The organism is Geodermatophilus sp. SYSU D00079 (assembly GCF_054050635.1).
On the sequence record NZ_JBJGZS010000030.1, the window covers coordinates 1 to 20434 of the forward strand.

General features: G+C 74.0%; 11 protein-coding genes. 6 read left to right on the top strand and 5 right to left on the bottom strand.

The annotated features are described in order from the left end of the window. Positions 1-114: 114 nt before the first annotated feature. From glgB to ACI79E_RS19425, 4 genes are all read right to left on the bottom strand, one after another. Complete coding sequence (glgB, locus tag ACI79E_RS19410) at positions 115-3021, bottom strand: 1,4-alpha-glucan branching protein GlgB (RefSeq protein ID WP_456934208.1); 2907 nt, start codon at positions 3019-3021, stop codon at positions 115-117. Between the two features lie 52 nt (positions 3022-3073). Further along, positions 3074-4444, bottom strand: coding sequence for a maltokinase N-terminal cap-like domain-containing protein (locus ACI79E_RS19415; protein WP_456934209.1), 1371 nt, complete (start codon positions 4442-4444; stop codon positions 3074-3076). After that, positions 4441-6309 carry a maltose alpha-D-glucosyltransferase gene (gene treS / locus ACI79E_RS19420; protein WP_456934210.1) on the bottom strand — a complete coding sequence of 623 codons (1869 nt, stop codon included), beginning with the start codon at positions 6307-6309 and terminating at the stop codon, positions 4441-4443. The genes ACI79E_RS19415 and treS overlap by 4 nt, the downstream gene beginning before the upstream one ends. A 130-nt stretch (positions 6310-6439) precedes the next feature. Beyond that, on the bottom strand, positions 6440-8473 hold the full coding sequence (locus tag ACI79E_RS19425) for an alpha-1,4-glucan--maltose-1-phosphate maltosyltransferase (protein WP_456934211.1): 2034 nt from the start codon (positions 8471-8473) through the stop codon (positions 6440-6442). A gap of 143 nt (positions 8474-8616) precedes the next feature. On the opposite strand from ACI79E_RS19425, the gene glgP reads away from it, so the two are divergent. Next, positions 8617-11166 (top strand): alpha-glucan family phosphorylase, encoded by a 2550-nt coding sequence (gene glgP, locus ACI79E_RS19430; protein WP_456934212.1) that lies wholly within the window; start codon positions 8617-8619, stop codon positions 11164-11166. Positions 11167-11343: 177 nt separating this feature from the next. Then, positions 11344-12324, top strand: a complete 981-nt coding sequence (locus ACI79E_RS19435; protein WP_456934213.1) for an FHA domain-containing protein — start codon at positions 11344-11346, stop codon at positions 12322-12324. Between the two features lie 137 nt (positions 12325-12461). On the opposite strand, the gene glgX is transcribed toward ACI79E_RS19435, so the two are convergent. Next, positions 12462-14612 carry a glycogen debranching protein GlgX gene (gene glgX / locus ACI79E_RS19440; protein WP_456934214.1) on the bottom strand — a complete coding sequence of 717 codons (2151 nt, stop codon included), beginning with the start codon at positions 14610-14612 and terminating at the stop codon, positions 12462-12464. A 74-nt stretch (positions 14613-14686) separates the two neighbouring features. Here glgX and ACI79E_RS19445 point away from each other — a divergent pair, with 74 nt between their 5' ends. From ACI79E_RS19445 to ACI79E_RS19460, 4 genes are all read left to right on the top strand, one after another. Then, entirely contained in the window at positions 14687-15478 is a 792-nt protein-coding gene (locus ACI79E_RS19445) for an ABC transporter ATP-binding protein (RefSeq protein WP_456934215.1), read from the top strand. Between the two features lie 127 nt (positions 15479-15605). Next, on the top strand, positions 15606-17204 hold the full coding sequence (locus ACI79E_RS19450) for a hypothetical protein (RefSeq protein ID WP_456934216.1): 1599 nt from the start codon (positions 15606-15608) through the stop codon (positions 17202-17204). A gap of 79 nt (positions 17205-17283) precedes the next feature. Beyond that, on the top strand, positions 17284-18813 hold the full coding sequence (locus ACI79E_RS19455; protein WP_456934217.1) for an NAD(P)/FAD-dependent oxidoreductase: 1530 nt from the start codon (positions 17284-17286) through the stop codon (positions 18811-18813). Between the two features lie 97 nt (positions 18814-18910). After that, positions 18911-20431: a glycosyltransferase family 39 protein gene (locus tag ACI79E_RS19460; protein WP_456934218.1), complete on the top strand. Its 1521-nt coding sequence runs from the start codon at positions 18911-18913 to the stop codon at positions 20429-20431. The last annotated feature ends 3 nt before the right edge of the window (positions 20432-20434 follow it).

Here is a 20434-nt window from a genome sequence, read left to right on the forward strand (position 1 = left end):
CCCAACAACGCGGGCGTCCCCCCCGACCCCCCCCCCCGGGGGCGCGCGCCCGCGGGCCCCCCCCCCCCGCGGCCCCCCCCCCCCCCCCCCCCCCCCCCCCCCCCGGGGTGCTGCTCAGCCCTCGTGCAGGAACCAGACGGTGCCCAGCGGGGGAGCCGACAGCGTGGCCGAGAAGGGCTGGCCGTGCCACGGCTCCTCGACGGCCTCGACGCCGCCCATGTTGCCGACCCCGGAGCCGCCGTAGCCCTCGGCGTCGGTGTTCACCACCTCACGCCAGAACCCCGGGCGGGGCAGCCCGATCCGGTAGTCGTGGTGCGGGGCGCCGGAGAAGTTGACGACGCACGCGAGCACCTGCCCGGCGCCGGTGGCCGGTGCCTCGGCCGGCTCGCCGTCGGCCCCCGGCAGCCCGAAGCGGAGGAACGACAGCACGTTGCCCGAGGCGTCGTTGGCGTCGATCCACTGGAACCCGGCCGGGTCGACGTCCTGCGACCACAGCGCCGGCAGCTCCTTGTAGCGGGTGTTGAGGTCGGTGACCAGCGACAGCACCCCGCGGTGGGCGGGGTCGTCGAGGTGCCACCAGTCCAGCGACCGGCTCTCGGCCCACTCGGCGTCCTGGGCGAACTCCGAGCCCATGAACAGCAGCTGCTTGCCCGGGTGCGCCCACATGTAGGCCAGGTAGGCGCGCAGGTTGGCCAGCTGCTGCCACCGGTCACCGGGCATCTTCCGCAGCAGCGAGCCCTTGCCGTAGACGACCTCGTCGTGGCTGATCGGCAGCACGTAGTTCTCGGAGTAGGCGTACATCATCGAGAACGTCAGCTGCCCGTGGTGGTAGCTGCGGTAGACCGGCTCACGCTGCACGTAGGCCAGCGAGTCGTGCATCCAGCCCATGTTCCACTTGAAGCCGAAGCCCAGGCCGCCGAGGTGGGTGGGCCGGGTGACGCCCGGCCACGCGGTCGACTCCTCGGCGATGGTGACCACCCCGGGCACCTCGCGGTACACGGTCGCGTTCATCTCCTGCAGGAACGCCACCGCCTCCAGGTTCTCCCGCCCGCCGTACTTGTTGGGCACCCACTCGTCGCGGGAGTAGTCCAGGTACAGCATCGAGGCCACCGCGTCGACGCGGACGCCGTCGACGTGGAACTCCTTGCACCAGTAGAGGGCGTTGGCGACCAGGAAGTTGCGGACCTCGGAGCGGCCGAAGTCGAAGACGTAGGTGCCCCAGTCCAGCTGCTCGCCGCGGCGGGGGTCGCCGTGCTCGTAGAGCGGGGTGCCGTCGAAGCGGGCCAGCGCCCAGTCGTCCTTGGGGAAGTGCGCCGGCACCCAGTCGACGATCACGCCGATGCCGGCCCGGTGGGCCCTGTCCACCAGGTAGCGGAAGTCGTCCGGGGTGCCGTAGCGCGCGGTGGGGGCGTAGTAGGAGGTGACCTGGTACCCCCACGAGCCGCCGAAGGGGTGCTCGGCCACCGGCATGAACTCGATGTGGGTGAAGCCGGCCGACACGACGTAGTCGACCAGCTCGTCGGCGAGCTCGCGGTAGGACAGGCCCTGCCGCCACGAGCCGACGTGCACCTCGTAGACGCTCATCGGCCGCTGGTGCCAGCCGCCCTGCGCCCGGTCGGCCAGCCACTCGTCGTCCTGCCACTCGTAGGTGGACTCGGTGACCACCGAGGCGTTCAGCGGCGGTACCTCGGTGGCGAAGGCCAGCGGGTCGGACTTCTCCCGCCACACGCCGTCGCGGCCCAGCACGTGGTACCGGTACCGCGAGCCCACCTGGACGCCGGGGATGAAGATCTCCCAGACGCCGGAGGAGCCCAGCGACCGCATCGGGTAGGCGCGTGCCTCCCAGTAGTCGAAGTCGCCGGTCACCTTCACGCCCTGCGCGTTGGGCGCCCAGACGGCGAAGGAGACGCCCTCCACCGGCCCGCCGGGGGTGTCGTAGCGCCGGACGTGGGCACCCAGCACGTCCCACAGCCGCTCGTGCCGGCCCTCGCGGATGAGGTGCTGGTCGAGCTCGCCGACCGTCGGCAGCCAGCGGTAGGGGTCGTCGACGGTGAAGGCGTTGGTCCCGCCCTGTCCGTCGCCGTAGGTCACCTCGATGCGGTAGTCACCGGGCTGCTGCGGGAGCCGGGCCTCGTAGATGCCGCCGCCGTGCAGCTGGCGGGCGTCGTAGCGGGAGCCGTCCTGGTCGACGACGGTGACCGAGACCGCGTCGGGCCGCAGTGTGCGCACCACCCAGCCCTGCGCGGAGCGGTGCGCGCCGAGGACGCTGTGCGGCGCGTAGGACCAGCCCTCCACGATCGCGCGCAGCTGCTCCCCGGTGACCTCCTCGGCGGCGGGCTGCCCGTCCGGGACGGTGCCGGCGACGACCGTGCCCGCGGAACCGGCCCCGGCGGGGGCGCCGTCCCCGCTGCCGGCAGGCAGCCCGCCGGCGGCGTCCCCGGTGCCGGCAGGCGGCCCGCCGGCGGCGTCCTCGGGGGCCTGCGGGGTGCTCGGCTCGGCCGGGTCGGGGCTCGGCGGCTCGGGCTGGGGGGCCGGCGCGCCGCTGGGGCTGCCCGGTTCGGCGATCGGTGCGGGGGCGACCACCGGCGTCGCGGTGCCGCCCTGCGCCAGGACGACGTCCTCCTGCGGGACGTCGGCGTCGCCCGCGGCCCGCGCGGCCGCCGCCTTCTTCGCCGCGGTGGTGCGCGGGGTGGTCTTCTTCGCGGCGGTTCGCTTGGTGGCCTTGCTGACCGGTGCGCCGTCGCCCTCGCCGTCCGCCGCTGCTGCGGCGGTCTTCCTGGCCGCGGTGGCCTTCTTGGCGGCGGGTGCCTTCTTCGCCGCCGGTGCCTTCTTGGCCGCGGCGCGCTTGCGCGGCGCGGTCGGGTTCACCACCGGCTCGCTCTCGGCGGCCTCGGCGCGGGCCGCCTTCTCCTCGACGGCGGCCTGCAGCTCCTCCTTGGTGGCCGGCGGGCGGCTGCCGGAGTCGATGGTGGGCTCGGTGGCGCCGGTGGTGCTGTCGGTCGTCCCCTCGGGGGTCGTCATCGCGTCGCCGTCCTCTTCGGTGCGGGTGGTGGGTGGTCGTGGTGCCCGCGCGTCAGTCCACGGCGGTGAGCCGGGACAGCGACTGCAGCGGGATCATCAGCCAGTGCGGGCGGTTGCGCGCCTCGTAGACGCACTCGTAGACGGCCTTGTCCGCCTCGAAGGCCCGCAGCAGCGGTGAGTCGCCGCACGGGTCCGTGCCGCTGGCGGCCGAGTAGCCGGCGCAGAAGGCGCTGCGGTTGCGCTCTGCCCACTCCTGCGCCCGGTATGCCCGCTGCGGGTCCCCGGGCTGCTCGACGAGCATGTGACGTGCGGCGTAGTCGAAGCTGCGCAGCATGCCGGCGACGTCGCGCATGGGGCTGTCGAGCTCGCGGCGGGCGGCCAGCGGGCGGGCCGGCTCGCCCTCGAAGTCGAGCACGATCCACCCGGTGGCGGTGCGCAGCACCTGCCCGAGGTGCAGGTCGCCGTGCACCCGCTGGCGGACGACCGCCTCCTCGGCGTCGGCCACGGCGGCGTACACCGCGCGCAGGCCGTCGGCGTGCTCGGCCAGCTGCGGGACGACGGCGATCGCCGACTCCAGCCGGGCGGTCATCTGCTCGGCCAGCGTGGCGAACCACTGCCGGTCGGCGGGCTCGGTGGGCAGCACCTTGGCCATGTCGGCGTGCACCGACGCGGTCGCCGCGCCCAGCCGCTCGCTGTCGGCGGCGAAGTCCCCGCCCACCTCGTCGGCGTGCAGGTCGCCCTCCGCGTAGAGGTCCCGGACGCTGGCGGTGGCCAGCCGCCAGCCGTCGCTGGCGTTGGGCACGAACGTCTGCAGCATCGCCACCGTCGCCGGCTCCGCCGACGGGTCGGGGTCGTCGATCTCGATGTGCCCGAGCAGTGGTGCGATGTGCGGGTTCTGCGTCTTGCGCAGCGCGTCGTGGACCTCGACGTCAGGGTTGAGCCCCGGCTCGAGCCGGCGGAACAGCTTGAAGATCGCCTCCTGGCCGTAGACCAGCGAGGTGTTGCTCTGCTCGGTGGAGACGATGTCGCCGGGCACGCCCTCGGGGATGTGGGCGACCCCGGCGGGGTGGAAGTGCATCGGCCCGACCGTCGAGGCGTTGACCAGGTGGATCAGCCACGGGGTGGTGGCGTCCCGGTCCCGCATGGCGTCGTAGGCGTAGCTCTCCCGGTCACCGGAGGGCACGGCGCCGATGAACGCCGAGCTGAGCTCGTCGACCGGGTGGTCCCGCCAGGACAGCGGCACGAGGTAGGTCTCGGTCGCGCCGTCGGTGTAGGACACCCGTACCCGGTGGACCGACAGCACCGGGTCGGTCTGGTCGAGCAGGAAGCCCTCCTCGGAGACGTCGGCCCACTCCCGGCCCTTGCTCCCGAACCAGCGCTGGTGGGGCATCCACTCGCGGAGCAGGTCGGTCAGTGCGCTCATCGGTCGCCTCCGGGGCTGGGCGGGACGTCGTCTCCGGACCGGGTGTCGCTGTCACCGGGGATCTCCGCCGCGGCGGAGACCACCCCGGCGGCCAGCAGGGACTCCGCCACCGCGCTGGCGGCGGTGCTCTCCCAGTCCTCGGTCTCCTCGGCCGCGGGCTCCGCCGGCCGGCTCAGCTCGAACCAGTAGAAGCCGTGGCCGGACAGGGTGAGCATGTAGGGCAGGACGCCGATCTGCGGGAACTCCACCCGGCCGGTGAGCTCGATCGGGGTGTAGCCCTCGAAGCGGCGCAGGTCCAGCTCCACCGGCTGGGGGAAGCGCGACAGGTTGTTCACGCACAGCACGACGTCGTCGCCGAACTCGCGCACGAAGGAGAGCACCGTCGGGTTGCGCGAGCCGATCTCGGCGTAGGTGCCCAGCCCGAAGGTCGGGTGCTCCTTGCGGACCCGGATCATCTGCCGGATCCAGTGCAGCATCGAGTTGGTGTTGCGCAGCTGCGCCTCGACGTTGGTGACCTGGTAGCCGTAGACCGGGTCCTGGTTGAGCGGCAGGTACATCCGCTGCGGGTCGGCGGTGGAGAAGCCGCCGTTGCGGTCCGGCGTCCACTGCATCGGCGTCCGGACGCCGTCGCGGTCACCGAGCCAGATGTTGTCGCCCATCGCGATCTCGTCGCCGTAGTACAGGACCGGGGAGCCCGGCAGCGACAGCAGCAGCGCGTTGAACAGCTCGAGGGTGTCCATGTCGTTGTCGAGCAGGGGCGCCAGCCGGCGGCGGATGCCGATGTTGGCCTTCATGCGGGGGTCCTTGGCGTACTCCGCCCACATGTAGTCGCGCTCCTCGTCGGTGACCATCTCCAGGGTCAGCTCGTCGTGGTTGCGCAGGAAGATGCCCCACTGGCAGTTGTCCGGGATGTCCGGGGTCTGCGCCATGATCTCCGAGATCGGGAAGCGCTGCTCCCGCCGCACCGCCATGAACAGGCGCGGCATCACCGGGAAGTGGAAGGCCATCTGGCACTCGTCGCCGTCCTCGCCGAAGTACTCCACGACGTCGGCCGGCCACTGGTTGGCCTCGCACAGCAGCACCCGGTCGGGGTAGTCGGCGTCGACCACCTTGCGGACGTGCTTGAGGAACTCGTGGGTCTTCGGCAGGTTCTCGCCGTTGGTCCCCTCCTCCTCGAACAGGTAGGGGACGGCGTCGAGCCGGAAGCCGTCGATGCCCAGGTCCAGCCAGAAGCGCAGGGCGTCGATGATCGCCTCCTGCACCCGCGGGTTCTCGAAGTTGAGGTCGGGCTGGTGGGAGAAGAACCGGTGCCAGAAGTACTGCTTGCGCACCGGGTCGAAGGTCCAGTTGGAGCTCTCGGTGTCGACGAAGATGATCCGCGCGTCGGCGTACCGGGTGTCGTCGTCGGACCACACGTAGAAGTCGCCGTAGGGCCCCTCGGGGTCGCTGCGGCTGGCCTGGAACCAGGGGTGCTGGTCCGAGGTGTGGTTCATGACGAAGTCGATGATCACGCGCATGCCGCGGGCGTGGGCGGCGTCGAGGAACTCCTTGAAGTCCTCGATGTCACCGAACTCGGGCAGCACCGCGGTGTAGTCGCTGACGTCGTAGCCGCCGTCGCGCAGCGGCGAGGCGAAGAACGGCGGGAGCCAGAGGCAGTCGACACCCAGCCACTGCAGGTAGTCGAGCTTGTCCAGCATGCCGCGCAGGTCGCCGACACCGTCGGCGTTGCTGTCGGCGAAGCCACGGACCAGCACCTCGTAGAAGACGGCGCGCTTGTACCACTCGGGGTCGGCACCGGGGGCGGGCAGAGCCGACCGCGGGGAGTCGGGGCGGCCCTCGGGGGAGCTGGGGACGGGAACGGTCATCGCAGGAAGTCGCCCTCGGTTCTGCAGGGGAGCGGGTGGGAGTTCGTGGCCCGTCTGCGGGGAGACGGTCTGGCCCCCGTACCGGGCCGCGCCGCGAGCCGGCGGGTGGTGGGGGCCACGGGGTCCTCTCTCAGGCGACCGGCGGCGGCACCTGGACCGTCCGCGGGTAGCCGACGGAGAAGACGTGCGCCGGCTCCCGGAACGGGTCGAGCTCGATGTAGTTGAACTGGCCCCAGTCGTAGCTGGCGCCGGTGAGCTCGTCGGTCACGGTGAACCGCTCGTACCAGTCGAGCCCGAGGCTCGGCAGGTCGAGGGCCGTCGTCCCGATCTGGGTGTGGTGGCTGGCCAGGTTGACCACCACGATCACGGCGTCCTGTGAGCCGGGGTCGGTCTTGGAGAAGCAGATCAGGTTCGGGTTGTCCACCGAGTGGAACCGCAGCGTGCGCAGCTGCTGCAGGGCCGGGTGGGCGCGGCGGATCTCGTTGAGCCGGCGGAGGTAGGGCGCCAGGCTGCGCCCGGACGCCTCGGCCCCGGCGAAGTCCCGGGGTCGCAGGCGGTACTTCTCGCTGTCGTGGTACTCCTCGCTGCCCGGCCGGACGGCGACGTGCTCGAAGAGCTCGAAACCGGAGTAGACGCCCCAGGTCGGGCTCATCATCGCGGCGAGGACGGCCCGGATCTTGAACATCGCCGGCCCGCCGTACTGCAGGGACTCGTGGAGGATGTCCGGGGTGTTCACGAAGAAGTTCGGCCGCATGTAGTGGCTGTTGCTGGCCAGCTCCCGGCCGTAGTCCTCGATCTCCCCGCGCTCGGTGCGCCAGGTGAAGTACGTGTAGGACTGCGTGAACCCGATCCGGGCGAGCTGGTGCATCATCGCCGGCCGGGTGAAGGCCTCGGCGAGGAACAGCACGTCGGGGTCGGTCTTCTTCACCTCCCAGATGAGCCAGTGCCAGAAGTCCAGCGGCTTGGTGTGCGGGTTGTCCACCCGGAAGATGCGCACGCCGGCGTCCATCCACACGCGCACGACCCGCAGCACCTCGGCGTAGATGCCCTCGGGGTCGTTGTCGAAGTTGACCGGGTAGATGTCCTGGTACTTCTTCGGCGGGTTCTCCGCGTAGGCGATCGTGCCGTCGGGCTTGGTGGTGAACCACTCCGGGTGGCTCTTCACCCAGGGGTGGTCGGGCGCGGCCTGCAGCGCCAGGTCCAGCGCCACCTCCATGCCGAGTTCACCGGCCCGCCGGACGAAGGCCCGGAAGTCCTCCATCGTGCCCAGCTCCGGGTGGACGGCGTCGTGCCCGCCCTCGTCGCTGCCGATGGCCCACGGTGAGCCGACGTCGTCCGGCCCGACCTCGTGCGGGTTGCCGCCCGGGAACTGCGGCGTGTTCGGGCCCTTGCGGTTGACCTTGCCGATCGGGTGGATCGGCGGCAGGTAGACGACGTCGAAGCCCATCTCGGCGATCGCCGGCAGCCGGTCGCCGGCGGTGGTGAAGGTGCCGTGGGTCGGCTTCCCGCCGACGACCGGGCCGGTCGAGCGCGGGAAGAACTCGTACCAGGAGCCGTACAGCGCCTGCCGCCGGTCGACCCAGACCTCGTAGCGCTGCCCGCCGGTCACCAGCTCCCGCACCGGGTGCTCGTGCAGGTACTCCTGCAGCGCGGTGGCCAGGGCCGGGGCCACGCGGGCGGTGAGGTCACGGGAGGTGTCCCGCAGCGCGGCCGCGGCGTCGGTGACCCGCCCGCGCCACTCGTCGGAGGCCTCCTTCGCCACGCGGTCGAGCAGCCGGGCGCCCTCCTCGAGGTCGTTGGCGAGGTCCTCGGCCCCCTGACCGGCCGCGATCTTCACCTCGACGGCGTGGTGCCAGGTGGCCAGCGGGTCGCTCCACGCCTCCACCTGGAAGGTCCACCGGCCCTCGCGGTCGGGCACGACCGTGGCGATCCACCGGTCCGGCTCGGGCCCGAAGCGGACCATGCGGCGCAGCGGCTGGGCGGCGCCGTCCTCTCCTGGCGGCGTCCAGACCACGTTCGCCGCGACGGCGTCGTGCCCCTCGCGGAACACGGTGGCGGTGATCGGCAGGTGCTCGCCGACCACGGCGCGGGCCGAGAAGGACCCGCAGGAGACGACGGGGGCGACATCGGTGATGCCGAGACGGAGGTCAGCGCGGCGAGTCATCCCGGCCACGCTATCGAGGTCCCGGCCTGCGGGCACGTCGGCGGGAGGACCGGGGGGAGACGCCCGCGTGAGCAGCGTGCTGCGGGCGTGTGAACCGCCCGCGGCGCACTGTGGCGGGGCCCGGTGCTGGTTAGTCTCGGGCGGTGCGCGCTCTCCGCCGGTTCACCGTCCGGGCATCGCTCCCCGAGGAGCTGCTGCCGCTGTCCCAGCTGGTGACGAACCTCCGCTGGTCGTGGCACCCCGAGACCCGGGACCTGTTCGAGGCCCTCGACCCGACCCTGTGGAGCACGTGCAACGGGGACCCGGTGAAGGTGCTCGGCGAGGTGTCGGCGGCGCGGCTGGCCGCGCTGGCCCGGGACCGCCGCTTCGTCCGCCGGCTGCAGGACGTCGTCGACGACCTGCAGGACTACCTGTCGGGCCCGCACTGGTACCAGTCGCTGGGTGCGGACGCGCCGGCGTCCATCGCGTACTTCTCCGCGGAGTTCGGCATCACCGAGGTGCTCCCGCAGTACTCCGGTGGCCTGGGCATCCTGGCCGGCGACCACCTCAAGGCCGCCTCCGACCTGGGCGTCCCGCTCATCGGGGTGGGGCTGCTGTACCGCGCCGGCTACTTCGAGCAGGGGCTGTCGGCCGACGGCTGGCAGCTCGAGCACTACCCCTCGCTGGACCCGCACGGCCTGCCGGTCAAGCTGCTGCGCCAGCCCGACGGCTCGGCGGTGGTCATCACCGTCCCGCTGCCCGAGGGGCGCACGCTGCACGCGCACGTCTGGCGCGCCCAGGTCGGCCGGGTCTCCCTGCTGCTGCTCGACAGCGACATCGAGGAGAACGCGCCGGCCGAGCGGGGCGTCACCGACCGCCTCTACGGCGGCGACGAGGACCACCGGCTGCGCCAGGAGATGCTCCTCGGCATCGGTGGCGTCCGCGCCCTGCGCGCCTACTGCTCGCTCACCGGCACGCCGCAGCCGGAGGTGTTCCACGCCAACGAGGGGCACGCCGGCTTCCAGGGCGTGGAGCGGATCCGGGAGCTCACCGAGTCCCACGGGCTGTCGTTCCCCGAGGCGCTGCAGGCGGTGCGGGCCGGCACGGTGTTCACCACCCACACGCCCGTGCCGGCGGGCATCGACCGCTTCCCGCGGGCGCTCATCGAGCGGTACTTCGCCGGCTTCGGCGTCCCGCTGGAGCAGTTGATCCCGCTGGGCGCCGAGCAGGACCCGACCAAGTTCAACATGGCCCACATGGGGCTGCGGCTGGGCCAGCGCGCCAACGGCGTCAGCCAGCTGCACGGGCACGTCAGCCGGTCGATGTTCCGCAACCTGTGGCCGGGCTTCGACGAGGGCGACGTGCCGATCGGCTCGATCACCAACGGCGTGCACGCCCCCACCTGGACCGCCCGCGAGCTGGTCGACCTGGGCAGCCAGGCCAGCAGCCAGGGTGACCCGGTGGAGGTCGAGGGCCCGGTGCACTTCGACGGCGTCGACCACATCTCCGCCGGAGACCTGTGGAGCACCCGGCGCCTGCTGCGCGGCCGGCTGGTCGAGGAGGTGCGCCGCCGGCTGCGCGACACCGCGCTGTCGCGGGGCGCCGCGGAGTCCGAGGTGGGCTGGACCGCCTCGGCCTTCGACCCCGACGTCCTCACCATCGGCTTCGCCCGCCGCGTGCCCTCCTACAAGCGGCTGACCCTCATGCTGCGCGACCCCGAGCGGCTCCGGGCCCTGCTGCTGGACCCCGAGCGGCCGGTCCAGCTGGTCATCGCGGGCAAGAGCCACCCGGCCGACGACGGCGGCAAGCAGCTGATCCAGCAGATGGTGAAGTTCGCCGACGACCCGGAGATCCGGCACCGGATCGCGTTCCTGCCCGGCTACGACATCGGCATGGCCCGCTACCTCTACTGGGGCTGCGACGTCTGGCTGAACAACCCCCTGCGGCCCCTGGAGGCCTGCGGCACCTCGGGCATGAAGGCCGCGCTCAACGGCGGGCTGAACCTCTCCATCCGCGACGGGTGGTGGGACGAGTGGTTCGACGGCCAGAACGGCTGGGCCATCCCCACGGCCGACGGCGTCAGCGACCCCGACCGGCGCGACGAGATCGAGGCGCGGGCGATCTACGACCTGCTCGGCACCCAGGTGCTGCCGCGGTTCTACGAGACCGACCGCGACGGGATCCCCACCCGCTGGGTGGAGATGGTGCGCCACACCCTGCGCGAGACCGGCCCCAAGGTGCAGGCCACCCGCATGGTCCGCGACTACGTGCAGCAGCTGTACGTGCCGGCGGCCGGGTCGGCCCGCGCGATGGCCGGGTCCGGGTACGGCGCCGCGCGCACCGAGGCCGGCTGGCGGGCGCACCTGCTCGAGCACTGGAACGGGGTGCGGGTCGCCCACGTCGAGGCCACCGGCGCCGGCGACACCCCCGAGATCGGGTCGACGCTGGCGCTGCGCGCGGAGGTGGAGCTGCCCGGCCTCAGCACCTCCGACGTGCAGGTGCAGGCGGCCTACGGCCGGGTGGACGACGCCGACGGGCTGCACGAGGTGACGACGCTGCCGATGACCCACGAGCACACCGACGGGTCCCGGCACTGGTTCACCGCCACCGTGCCGCTGGAGCGCACCGGGGCGTTCGGCTACACGGTGCGGGTGCTGCCGAACTCGCCGCACCTGGCCGACCCGGCCGAGCTGGGCGTGGTCGCCAGCGCCTGAGGGAGGGCCCGCCCCACCTCGGTGACCTCGTGGCGGGGCCTGACAGGGGCCGCGGACCCGGGCTCACGGGCGGCACACCCGCCACGACGGTCGCACTCGCCCCGGCAACGTCCCCGCGTGTCGGCGTGGCGCGTCGCCGGTCCGCCTCGTCGTGCCTGAGGTCATTAGGCTTGCGCCATGCCCGACCGCTGTGAAGTCCTGCCAGGAGACTCCGTCGTCGCCCGACGCGGAGGCGGTCTGCTGTGGGTGGACGCGCCGGGCTCGCCGGCCCTCGCCGCCGCCCTGCACGCCTGCCTGGGCGTCTCCGGGCCGGGCGCCGAGCGGGTGCTCGCCGCGGTGGCCGGGCAGGTCGCCGCGCTCGGTGGCGGCTCGGTGTCCTTCGCGCTGGTGCTGGTCGACACCGCGGGCGGCACGGGCACCGGCGTCGCGCTGTGGTGCGGCAAGGGCCAGCCCGCGGTCGACGGCGTCCCGGTGTCCGGCTCGTCGGTCGACGGCTGCACCCTCGCCTCCGGCTTCCAGCTGGGGCAGACCCTCTACGTGGGCCCGGGTCAGCCGGTCCCGTCGATGCCGCCGGGCGTGGCCTACGACCTGGTCGAGGGCACCGTCCCCGGCTCCGGGGCGATGCTGCAGCTCGCCGCCGCCGCGCACGCCTCGTCGGCCGCCGTCCCGTCGTCCCCGGCGCCGTCGTCGTTCAGCGCCGGCTCCGACGCCGGCTTCGGCAGCGCCGGTTCCTCCGGCTACGGCGCCACGGCGGCCGCGGCCCCGGACGCCGACGGGGGAGAGGCCACCGCCTTCTGGAAGCCCGAGCCGCCCGCGGCGCCGATCCTCCGCTTCGACGACGGCCTGGTCGTGACCGTCGACGAGGACCTCGTCCTCGGCCGGCGCCCCGACAACCACGAGCTGGTCACCGCCGGCTCCGCCCGGCCGGTGCCGATCGCCGACACCCAGAACGTGCTCTCCTCGGCCCACGCCGCGATCCAGCGCAACGGCCGGGAGGTCTCGCTGGTCGACCTCGGCTCGCTCAACGGCACGCACGTCGCCGGCCCGGAGGCCACCGAGTGGACCCAGCTCGAGCCCGGCGTCGCGCACCCGCTGTCCGACGGCGACCGGCTGCTGCTGGGCTGGACGGTCATCACCTTCGAGCAGGTCCAGGACTAGGTCACTGCGGTCCTCCGGACCGCACCGCGGCCACGGGCCGTCCCGGCGAGAGCCCCGATCCCACTGCGGACCGGGGCTCTCGCGCGTCAATGCGCGGGGTGCGGCGCAGGCGGCAGACCGAGCGGTGCGCCGGGTCGTCAGGGACGGCGGTGCACGCGGAGCAGCGCGAGGCTGCGCGCCGGCATCTCCAGCGGGCCCGGGGCGACGATCGCCGGCCGGGGTGGCGCGCCGGTCGGGAACTCGGTGGAGACGACGAACTCGTAGCCGTCCGACCACGGCGGACCCGGCAGCCGCACGGTGACCGGCTGCGCCCCGGCGTGCAGCTGCAGCAGGTAGGAGTCGTCCTGCACCGGCCGGCCCCGCTCGTCCCGGTGCCGGATGCCGCGGCCGTCCAGGTACATGCCGATGGTCTGCAGCCCGGTGTCGAACCAGTCCGCGGTGGTCAGCTGCTCGCCGCCGGGGGCGAACCAGGCGAGGTCCCGGGTGCCGCCGGTGCCGGGGATCTCGTGGCCCTCGAAGAACGCCTCCTGCCGCAGCACGGGGGAGGACCGGCGCAGGCCGACGATGCGGGACACGAACGCCACCAGGTCCTCGTCGACGGCGTCCCAGTCGATCCAGGAGACGTCGTTGTCCTGGCAGTAGGCGTTGTTGTTGCCCTGCTGGGTGCGGCCCAGCTCGTCGCCGGCGGTGAGCATCGGGACGCCGGTCGACAGCAGCAGGGTGGCCAGGTGGTTGCGCACCTGCCGGGCGCGCAGCTCCCGCACCTGGGGGTCGTCGGTGGGGCCCTCGACGCCGCAGTTCCAGTTCCGGTTGTGGCTCTCGCCGTCCCGGTTGTCCTCGCCGTTGGCCTCGTTGCGCTTGCGCTCGTAGGTGACCAGGTCGGCGAGGGTGAACCCGTCGTGCGCGGTGACGAAGTTGATGCTGGCGAAGGGCCGGCGCCCGTCGGAGCGGTAGAGGTCCGAGGAGCCGGTGAGCCGGTAGGCGAGGTCACGGACCCCCACGCGCGCCCCCGACCACACGTCCCGCACGGTGTCGCGGTACTTGCCGTTCCACTCGGTCCACAGCGGCGGGAAGTTGCCGACCTGGTAACCGCCCTCGCCGACGTCCCACGGCTCGGCGATCAGCTTCACGCCGCTGACCACGGGGTCCTGGTGGACGACGTCGAAGAACGCCGAGAGCCGGTCGACGTCGTGCATCGAGCGGGCCAGCGCGGCGGCCAGGTCGAACCGGAACCCGTCGACGTGCATCTCGGTGACCCAGTACCGCAGCGAGTCCATGAGCAGCGCGAGCACCGGCGGACGGCGCACGTCGAGGGTGTTCCCGCAGCCGGTGTAGTCGGTGTAGCGGGAGGGGTCGTCACCGGCGAGCCGGTAGTAGCCGCCGTTGTCGATGCCCTTGAACGACAGGGTCGGGCCGGTGTGGTCGCCCTCGGCGGTGTGGTTGTAGACCACGTCGAGGATGACCTCGATGCCGGCGGCGTGCAGCGCCTTGACCATCGCCTTGAACTCGGTCACCTGCCGCCCGCCGGACCCGGCCGAGCTGTAGGCGGCGTGCGGGGCGAAGTAGCCGAGGGTGTTGTAGCCCCAGTAGTTGGTCAGGCCGCGGCGCAGCAGGTGCGGCTCGCTGACGAAGTGGTGCACCGGGAGCAGTTCGACGGCGGTCACCCCGAGGGCCTGCAGGTGCGCGACGAACGCCGGGTGCGCCAGGCCGGCGTAGGTGCCGCGCAGGGCCGGGGGCACGTCGGGGTGGCGCATGGTCGCGCCCTTGACGTGCAGCTCGTAGATGACGGTGTCCGACCACGGCGTGGCCGGCGGGCGGTCGCCGTCCCACGGGAAGGAGTCGTGGACGACGACGCCGCGCGGGACGAACGGCGCGGAGTCGTGCGGGTCGGGCAGCGCCTCGCCCCGGCCACCGTCGTGCGCGGACTCGACGTAGCCGAACAGCGCCGGGTGCAGCGTGAGCTCGCCGTCGACCGCGCGGGCGTAGGGGTCCAGCAGCAGCTTGGCCGGGTTGTACCGCGAGCCGGAGCCGGGGTCGTAGCCGCCGTGCACGCGGTAGCCGTAGCGCTGACCGGGGGCGATCCCGGGCAGCCGGCCGTGCCACACCTGGTGGGTGGTCTCCTGCAGCCGGTGCCGGTGCTCGCGGCCGTCGTCGTCGAACAGGCAGAGGTCCACGGCGTTCGCCCCGGCCGACCAGAGGGCGAAGTTGGTGCCGGTGCCGTCCCAGTGCGCCCCCAGCGGTGTGGGGGAACCGGGCCAGACCTCCGCGTCGACCGCACTGCTGAGCACGGTGTGATGGTGCCAACTCCGCGCGACCAGCGGGTGGAGGGCGGTCGATCCCGGCGGGTTGGTTGGATGGGGGCGTGTCGAGCGAGCCGGTCGTCGAGATGCACGGGGTGGACGTCGTCCGAGGGCAGGCGTACCTGCTGCGCGGGATCGACTGGACGGTCGAGGCGGACCAGCGCTGGGTGGTGCTCGGCCCCAACGGCGCGGGGAAGACGACCCTGCTGCAGCTGGCCGCCGCGCACCTGCACCCGACGCGGGGCACCGTGCAGCTGCTCGGGGAGACCCTCGGCGCGGTCGACGTCTTCGAGCTGCGGCCCCGGATCGGGCTGACCAGTGCCGCGCTGGCCCAGCGCATCTCACCGTCGGAGCGGACGGGGGACATCGTCCTGTCCGCCGGGTACGCCGTCGTCGGCCGGTGGCGGGAGCGCTACGACGTCCACGACCTCACCCGCGCGGCGATGCTGATGCAGCAGTGGGGCGTCTCCCCGATGGCGCACCGCCCGTTCGGCACCCTGAGCGAGGGCGAGCGCAAGCGGGTGCAGATCGCCCGCGCGCTCATGCCCGACCCGGAGCTGCTGCTGCTCGACGAGCCCGGCGCGGGGCTGGACCTCGGCGGCCGGGAGGACCTCGTCAGCCGGCTGTCCGACCTCGCCCGCTACCTGTACGCCCCGGCGCAGGTGCTGGTCACCCACCACGTCGAGGAGATCCCGCCCGGCTACACCCACGCCCTGCTGCTGCGCGACGGGCAGGTGGTCGCCGGCGGTCCGGTCGACCAGGTGCTGACCCAGCAGACGCTGTCGGACACCTTCGGGGTGGCCCTGACGGTGGAGCGGACCGATGGGCGCTGGACCGCCCGCCGCGCGGCCTGACCGAGCAGCCCCTCCCGCGGCCGGCGCCGGCCCCGGGAGGGCCGCCGGCAGGTCCTGGACGCCCCGGGGGCGGGCACCGGACGTCGCCTCGGCGCTGGGCGCGGCCCTGCTCCTGGTCGGTCTGGCGGTGCAGCTGTACCCGCTGCTCGCCCTCTCCACGGTGCCGACCCAGGACGGGCCGGCGCACCTCGCCGGCGCCTGGGTGCTCCTGCACTCCGGCGACGACGACGCCGTGGGCGCGCTGCTGCGGGAGCAGTACCGCCTCGACCTGACCCCCGTCCCGAACATGCTCACCACCCTGGCCCTGGCCGGGCTGCTGACCCTGGTGGGGCCCGACACCGCCGAGCGGCTGCTGGTCGCGGCCGTCGTCGTCGGGCTGGTCGCGGCCCTGGCCTACGCCGCGCGCGGGGTGTCGCGGCGGGCCTGGTGGCTGGGCGCGGCGGCCCTGCCGTTCGCCGGCAGCCACCTGCTCTCCTACGGCTTCTACAACTTCGCCCTCGGGGTGGTGGGCGCGCTGCTCCTGCTGGGCGTGGCGCTGCGCCGCCGCGCGGGGTGGTCCCCGGCCGCGGTCGCCGTCCTGGCGGTGCTGGCGGTGCTCACCTGGACGGCGCACCTGCTGCCGTGGGTCGTCGGCGTGGGCGGCGTCCTGCTCCTGGCGGTGGCCCGCGCCGCGGCCGGCGTCCGGGGCGGGCAGGATGCGCGGTCCGCCCTCGCCCGGGACGTCGTCCCCGTGGTCGTGGCGGTCCTGCCGAGCGGGGTGCTGACCGTGGTCTACCTCGTCGGCGGGGACGGGCCGCCGGCCACGCCGGAGGGCGGACCCTCGGCGGAGCGGCTGCTGGACCTGCTCCGCGGTGCCCAGCCGTTCGTCACCGAGTGGGGGAGTGCGGGCGCCCCGGCAGCCGTGGGAGCCGCCGCCGCGGTCGCGACGGCGGTGCTGCTCGTGCTGGGGGTCCTGGCCCTGCGGCGTGGCCCGGGGAGCGGGCCGGAGCGCGCGGCGCTCGGGCTGCTGCTGGCCGGTGCCGTCCTCGCCGCCTGGCTGACGCCGCAGCGCCTGGGCGCGGACTTCGGCTTCCTCGCCGAGCGGGTGGCCTGGTTCCCGCCGCTGCTGCTCGCCCTGTGGGTGGCGACCCGTCCCCCCGGCCGCCGGGGGACCGCGGTCGCCGTGGTCGTCCTCGTGACGGCCGCCTCCGTCGGGGCGCTGGCCCGGTTCCCGGCGCAGCGGGCGGCGGTGGCCGAGGCCGAGGAGCTGCTGTCGGTGGCCGCCGCGATCCCACCCGCCGCCACCCTCGTCGTCCTGCGCTACAGCCGGTCCGCGGTCGCCGCCGTCCCCCGGGCGCCGGACCCGATGCGGCACGAGTCCAGCCGGCTGGCCGTGCAGGCCGGGGGCGCCGACGTCGGCCTCTACGAGGCGGCCTACCCGTACTTCCAGGTGTCGTTCGAGGAGCCGGCGCTGTGGCGCCGGATGACGGCGGACCTCGGCGGGCTCGAGCGGGTCCCGCCGGCGGTGCGGCTGGAGACCGTCCGGGGCGACCTGGACGTGGTCGTGGTGGTGGGCCTGGACCGGGCGACGGAGCAGGTCCGGGACTCTCCCCACACCCGAGCCGTGCGTACGGAGCTGTCCGCCCACTACACGCGCGTGGCCACCTCCGCGCCCACGGGGCTGGTGCAGGTCTGGCGGGCGGACCCGGCACCAGCGGCCGTTTCCGCCGGGGACGGCCCGGGGTAACCGGGGCACGACCCGGCCTAGATACTGGCCGTACTCCCCCCACCCCACCGGCGACCACGCCGAGAAGTTCGGAGGACGTGTGCGCAGAGCACCGGCGGCACCCCGGCACCACAGCGTCGTGATCGGCGCGGGGCCGGCCGGCCTCACCGCGGCCCACCAGCTCGTCCAGCGGGGCCTGCCGGTCACGGTGCTCGAGGCCGACACCGTCGTGGGCGGCATCAGCCGCACGGTGGAGCGGGACGGCTGGCGCTTCGACATCGGCGGGCACCGCTTCTTCACCAAGGTGCCGGAGGTCGAGCGCTGGTGGCACGAGATGCTCAGCGACGACGAGTTCCTCTCCCGGCCGCGGCTCTCCCGGATCCACTACGCCGGCCGCCTCTTCGACTACCCGCTGCGGCCGCTGAACGCCCTGCGCGGGCTGGGGCCGGTCGAGGCGGTCCGGTGCATGGCGTCCTACGTGGCCGCGCGGCTGCGGCCGCCGGCGGACCAGAGCCACTTCGAGGGCTGGGTGTCGGCGCGCTTCGGGCGCCGGCTCTACGAGATCTTCTTCAAGACCTACACCGAGAAGGTGTGGGGCATCCCGGCCACCGAGATCCAGGCGGACTGGGCGGCCCAGCGGATCAAGGACCTCGACCTGTGGCGGGCCGTGCTGCACGCGGTGCGCCCGGGCTCTGGCCGGCAGATCACCACGCTGATCGACCGCTTCCAGTACCCGCGGACCGGCCCGGGGCTGATGTGGGAGCGCACCCTGGAGAGGGTGCGGGAGGGCGGGGCGGTCGTCCGCCTCGGCGCCCGCTGCACCGCCGTCCACCGGGACGCCGGGGGTGCGGTCGCGGTGGACGTCACGACCGAGGCCGGGGGGCCGCCGCGGCGGATCGAGGCCGACCACGTCATCTCCTCGATGCCCCTGCCCGAGCTGGTGCTGGCGATGGACCCGCCCGCGCCGGCGCACGTCCGGGAGGCGGCCGAGGGCCTGTCCCACCGGGACTTCCTCACCGTGGCCCTGGTCGTGCCCGAGGAGGCCGGCTTCCCGGACAACTGGATCTACATCCACTCCCCGGAGGTGCGGGTCGGCCGCATCCAGAACTTCGGCAGCTGGTCGCCGTTCCTGGTCAAGGACGGGCGGACCTGCCTGGGGCTGGAGTACTTCGTCGACGAGGGCGACCGGACGTGGGAGTCCGACGACGAGACGCTGGTCGAGCTGGCCACCGCTGAGCTGGTCCGGCTCGGGCTGGTCGAGGCCGACCAGGTGGAGCGCGGGTTCGTGGTGCGGATGCCCAAGGCCTACCCGGTCTACGACGCCGGCTACGACCAGCGGGTCGACGTCATCCGGCGCTGGCTGGAGGAGGCGGTCCCCAACGTGCACCCGGTGGGCCGCAACGGCATGCACAAGTACAACAACCAGGACCACTCGATGGTGACGGCCATGCGGACCGTCGAGAACATCGCCGACGGTGCCGCGCACGACGTGTGGGCGGTCAACGTCGAGGAGGACTACCACGAGGGTGGTGCCGCCCCGGCGTCCGACGGGATCGCGACCCCCGCCGCGTCCGGGACCGGACGGGACGCCCCCGTCCTGCCCCGCAGGCGTCCCCCGCGTGCCGCCTAGCGGCGACGGTGTGGTGACCGCCGCACCGGCCGTGGCGGCGGGGAGGCGGGGCCTCCCCGGCATCGGGACCCGGCTCGGCGAGCGCCCTCCGGGTGGCGTGCTCGTCGCCGTGGTCGTGGCGGTCGCCGTGGCCGCGGGGGGAGTCGCCCGCTTCCTGGCGCCCCCGGAGCTCTGGCTGGACGAGGCGCAGAGCGTCGCCATCGCCCGCCTGCCGGTGCCCGAGCTGCTGGCCGCGCTCGAGCAGGACGGTTCCCCGCCGCTGTACTACCTGCTGCTGCACGGCTGGATCGCCCTGTTCGGCACGGGCTCCGGTGCGGTCCGCAGCCTGTCCGGACTGGTCAGCGTGCTGACCCTGGCGCTCGTCTGGCGGGTCGCCCGGCAGCTGGCCGGCCGGCGGACGGCGACGGCGCTGGTGGTGCTGCTGGCCACCTCGCCGTTCCTGATCCGGTACGCGAGCGAGACGCGGATGTACGCGCTGCTGGTGCTGCTGGTCGCCCTCGCGGCGATGGCGGTGCGGGCGGTGGTCCGCTCGAGCCGCCCCTGGCCGGTCCTGGGCCTGGGCCTGGTGACCGGTGCCCTGCTCCTCACGCACCTGTGGGCCGCCCACCTGGTCGCCGTGGCCGGGCTGGTGACGGTGCTCGCCCTGCGCACCCGGCGGCGCGCGGCGCTGCGGGTGCTGGCCGGTCTGGGTCTGGGGCTGCTGGTCTTCGCGCCGTGGGTGCCCTCGCTGCTGGTCCAGCTGGCCCACACCGGGACGCCGTGGGCCCGGGTCGGCGACGTCCTCAGCCCGCTGCCCACGGCCCTGGACGCCTGGCAGGGCGGGACGCGGACGCGGGGCCGGCTGCTGGGCGCCGCGCTGCTGCTCCTGGCCGCGCTGGGCACGCTGGCGGTGCCAGCGACCCGTCGTCCGGGCGTGCCCGTCGTCCGGCTCGCGCTGCGGCCGCGCCGACCGCGGGCGGTGCTGCTGACCCTCACCGTGGGGACCCTCGTCGTCGCGGGTGCGGTGGGCGTCGTCACCGGGAGCGCGGTCTCCGGCCGGTACACCAGCGTCGCGGTCCTGCCCTTCACCGCCCTCGTCGCCCTCGGCGTGGCCGCCCTGCCCTCCGTGCGGGCCCGGGTGGGGGTCCTGGCCGCGCTGGCCGGGCTCGGGCTGGCCGCGGCGCTGCCGGTGCTCGACGCGCCGCGCACGCAGGCGGGGGAGGTGGCCCGCGCGCTGACCGACGCCGGGCCGGGGGACGTCGTGGTGTTCTGCCCCGACCAGCTGGGTCCGTCCGTGCACCGGCTCGTGCCGGCCTCCCGCGGCCTGGACCTGGTCGTGTACCCCGACCTGCGGCCGGCCGACCGCGTCGACTGGACCGACTACGTCCCCCGCACCACCGGCACGCCCTCCGAGACGGTGGCCGCCGGCGTCCTGGACCGGGCGGCGGGGGCAGGGGTCTGGGTGGTCACCGGCCGGGGCTTCTCGGTGCCCTCGTCCGAGCGGTGCGGCGACCTCGTCGACGCCCTCGCGGCGGCGCGCGGGGAGCCGGACCTCGTGGTGGTGTCCGACGCCGCGGTCCCGGAGGACATGCGGCTGCACCACTTCCCGCCCGGGCCGTCGGGTCCCGCTGCTGGCTAAGGT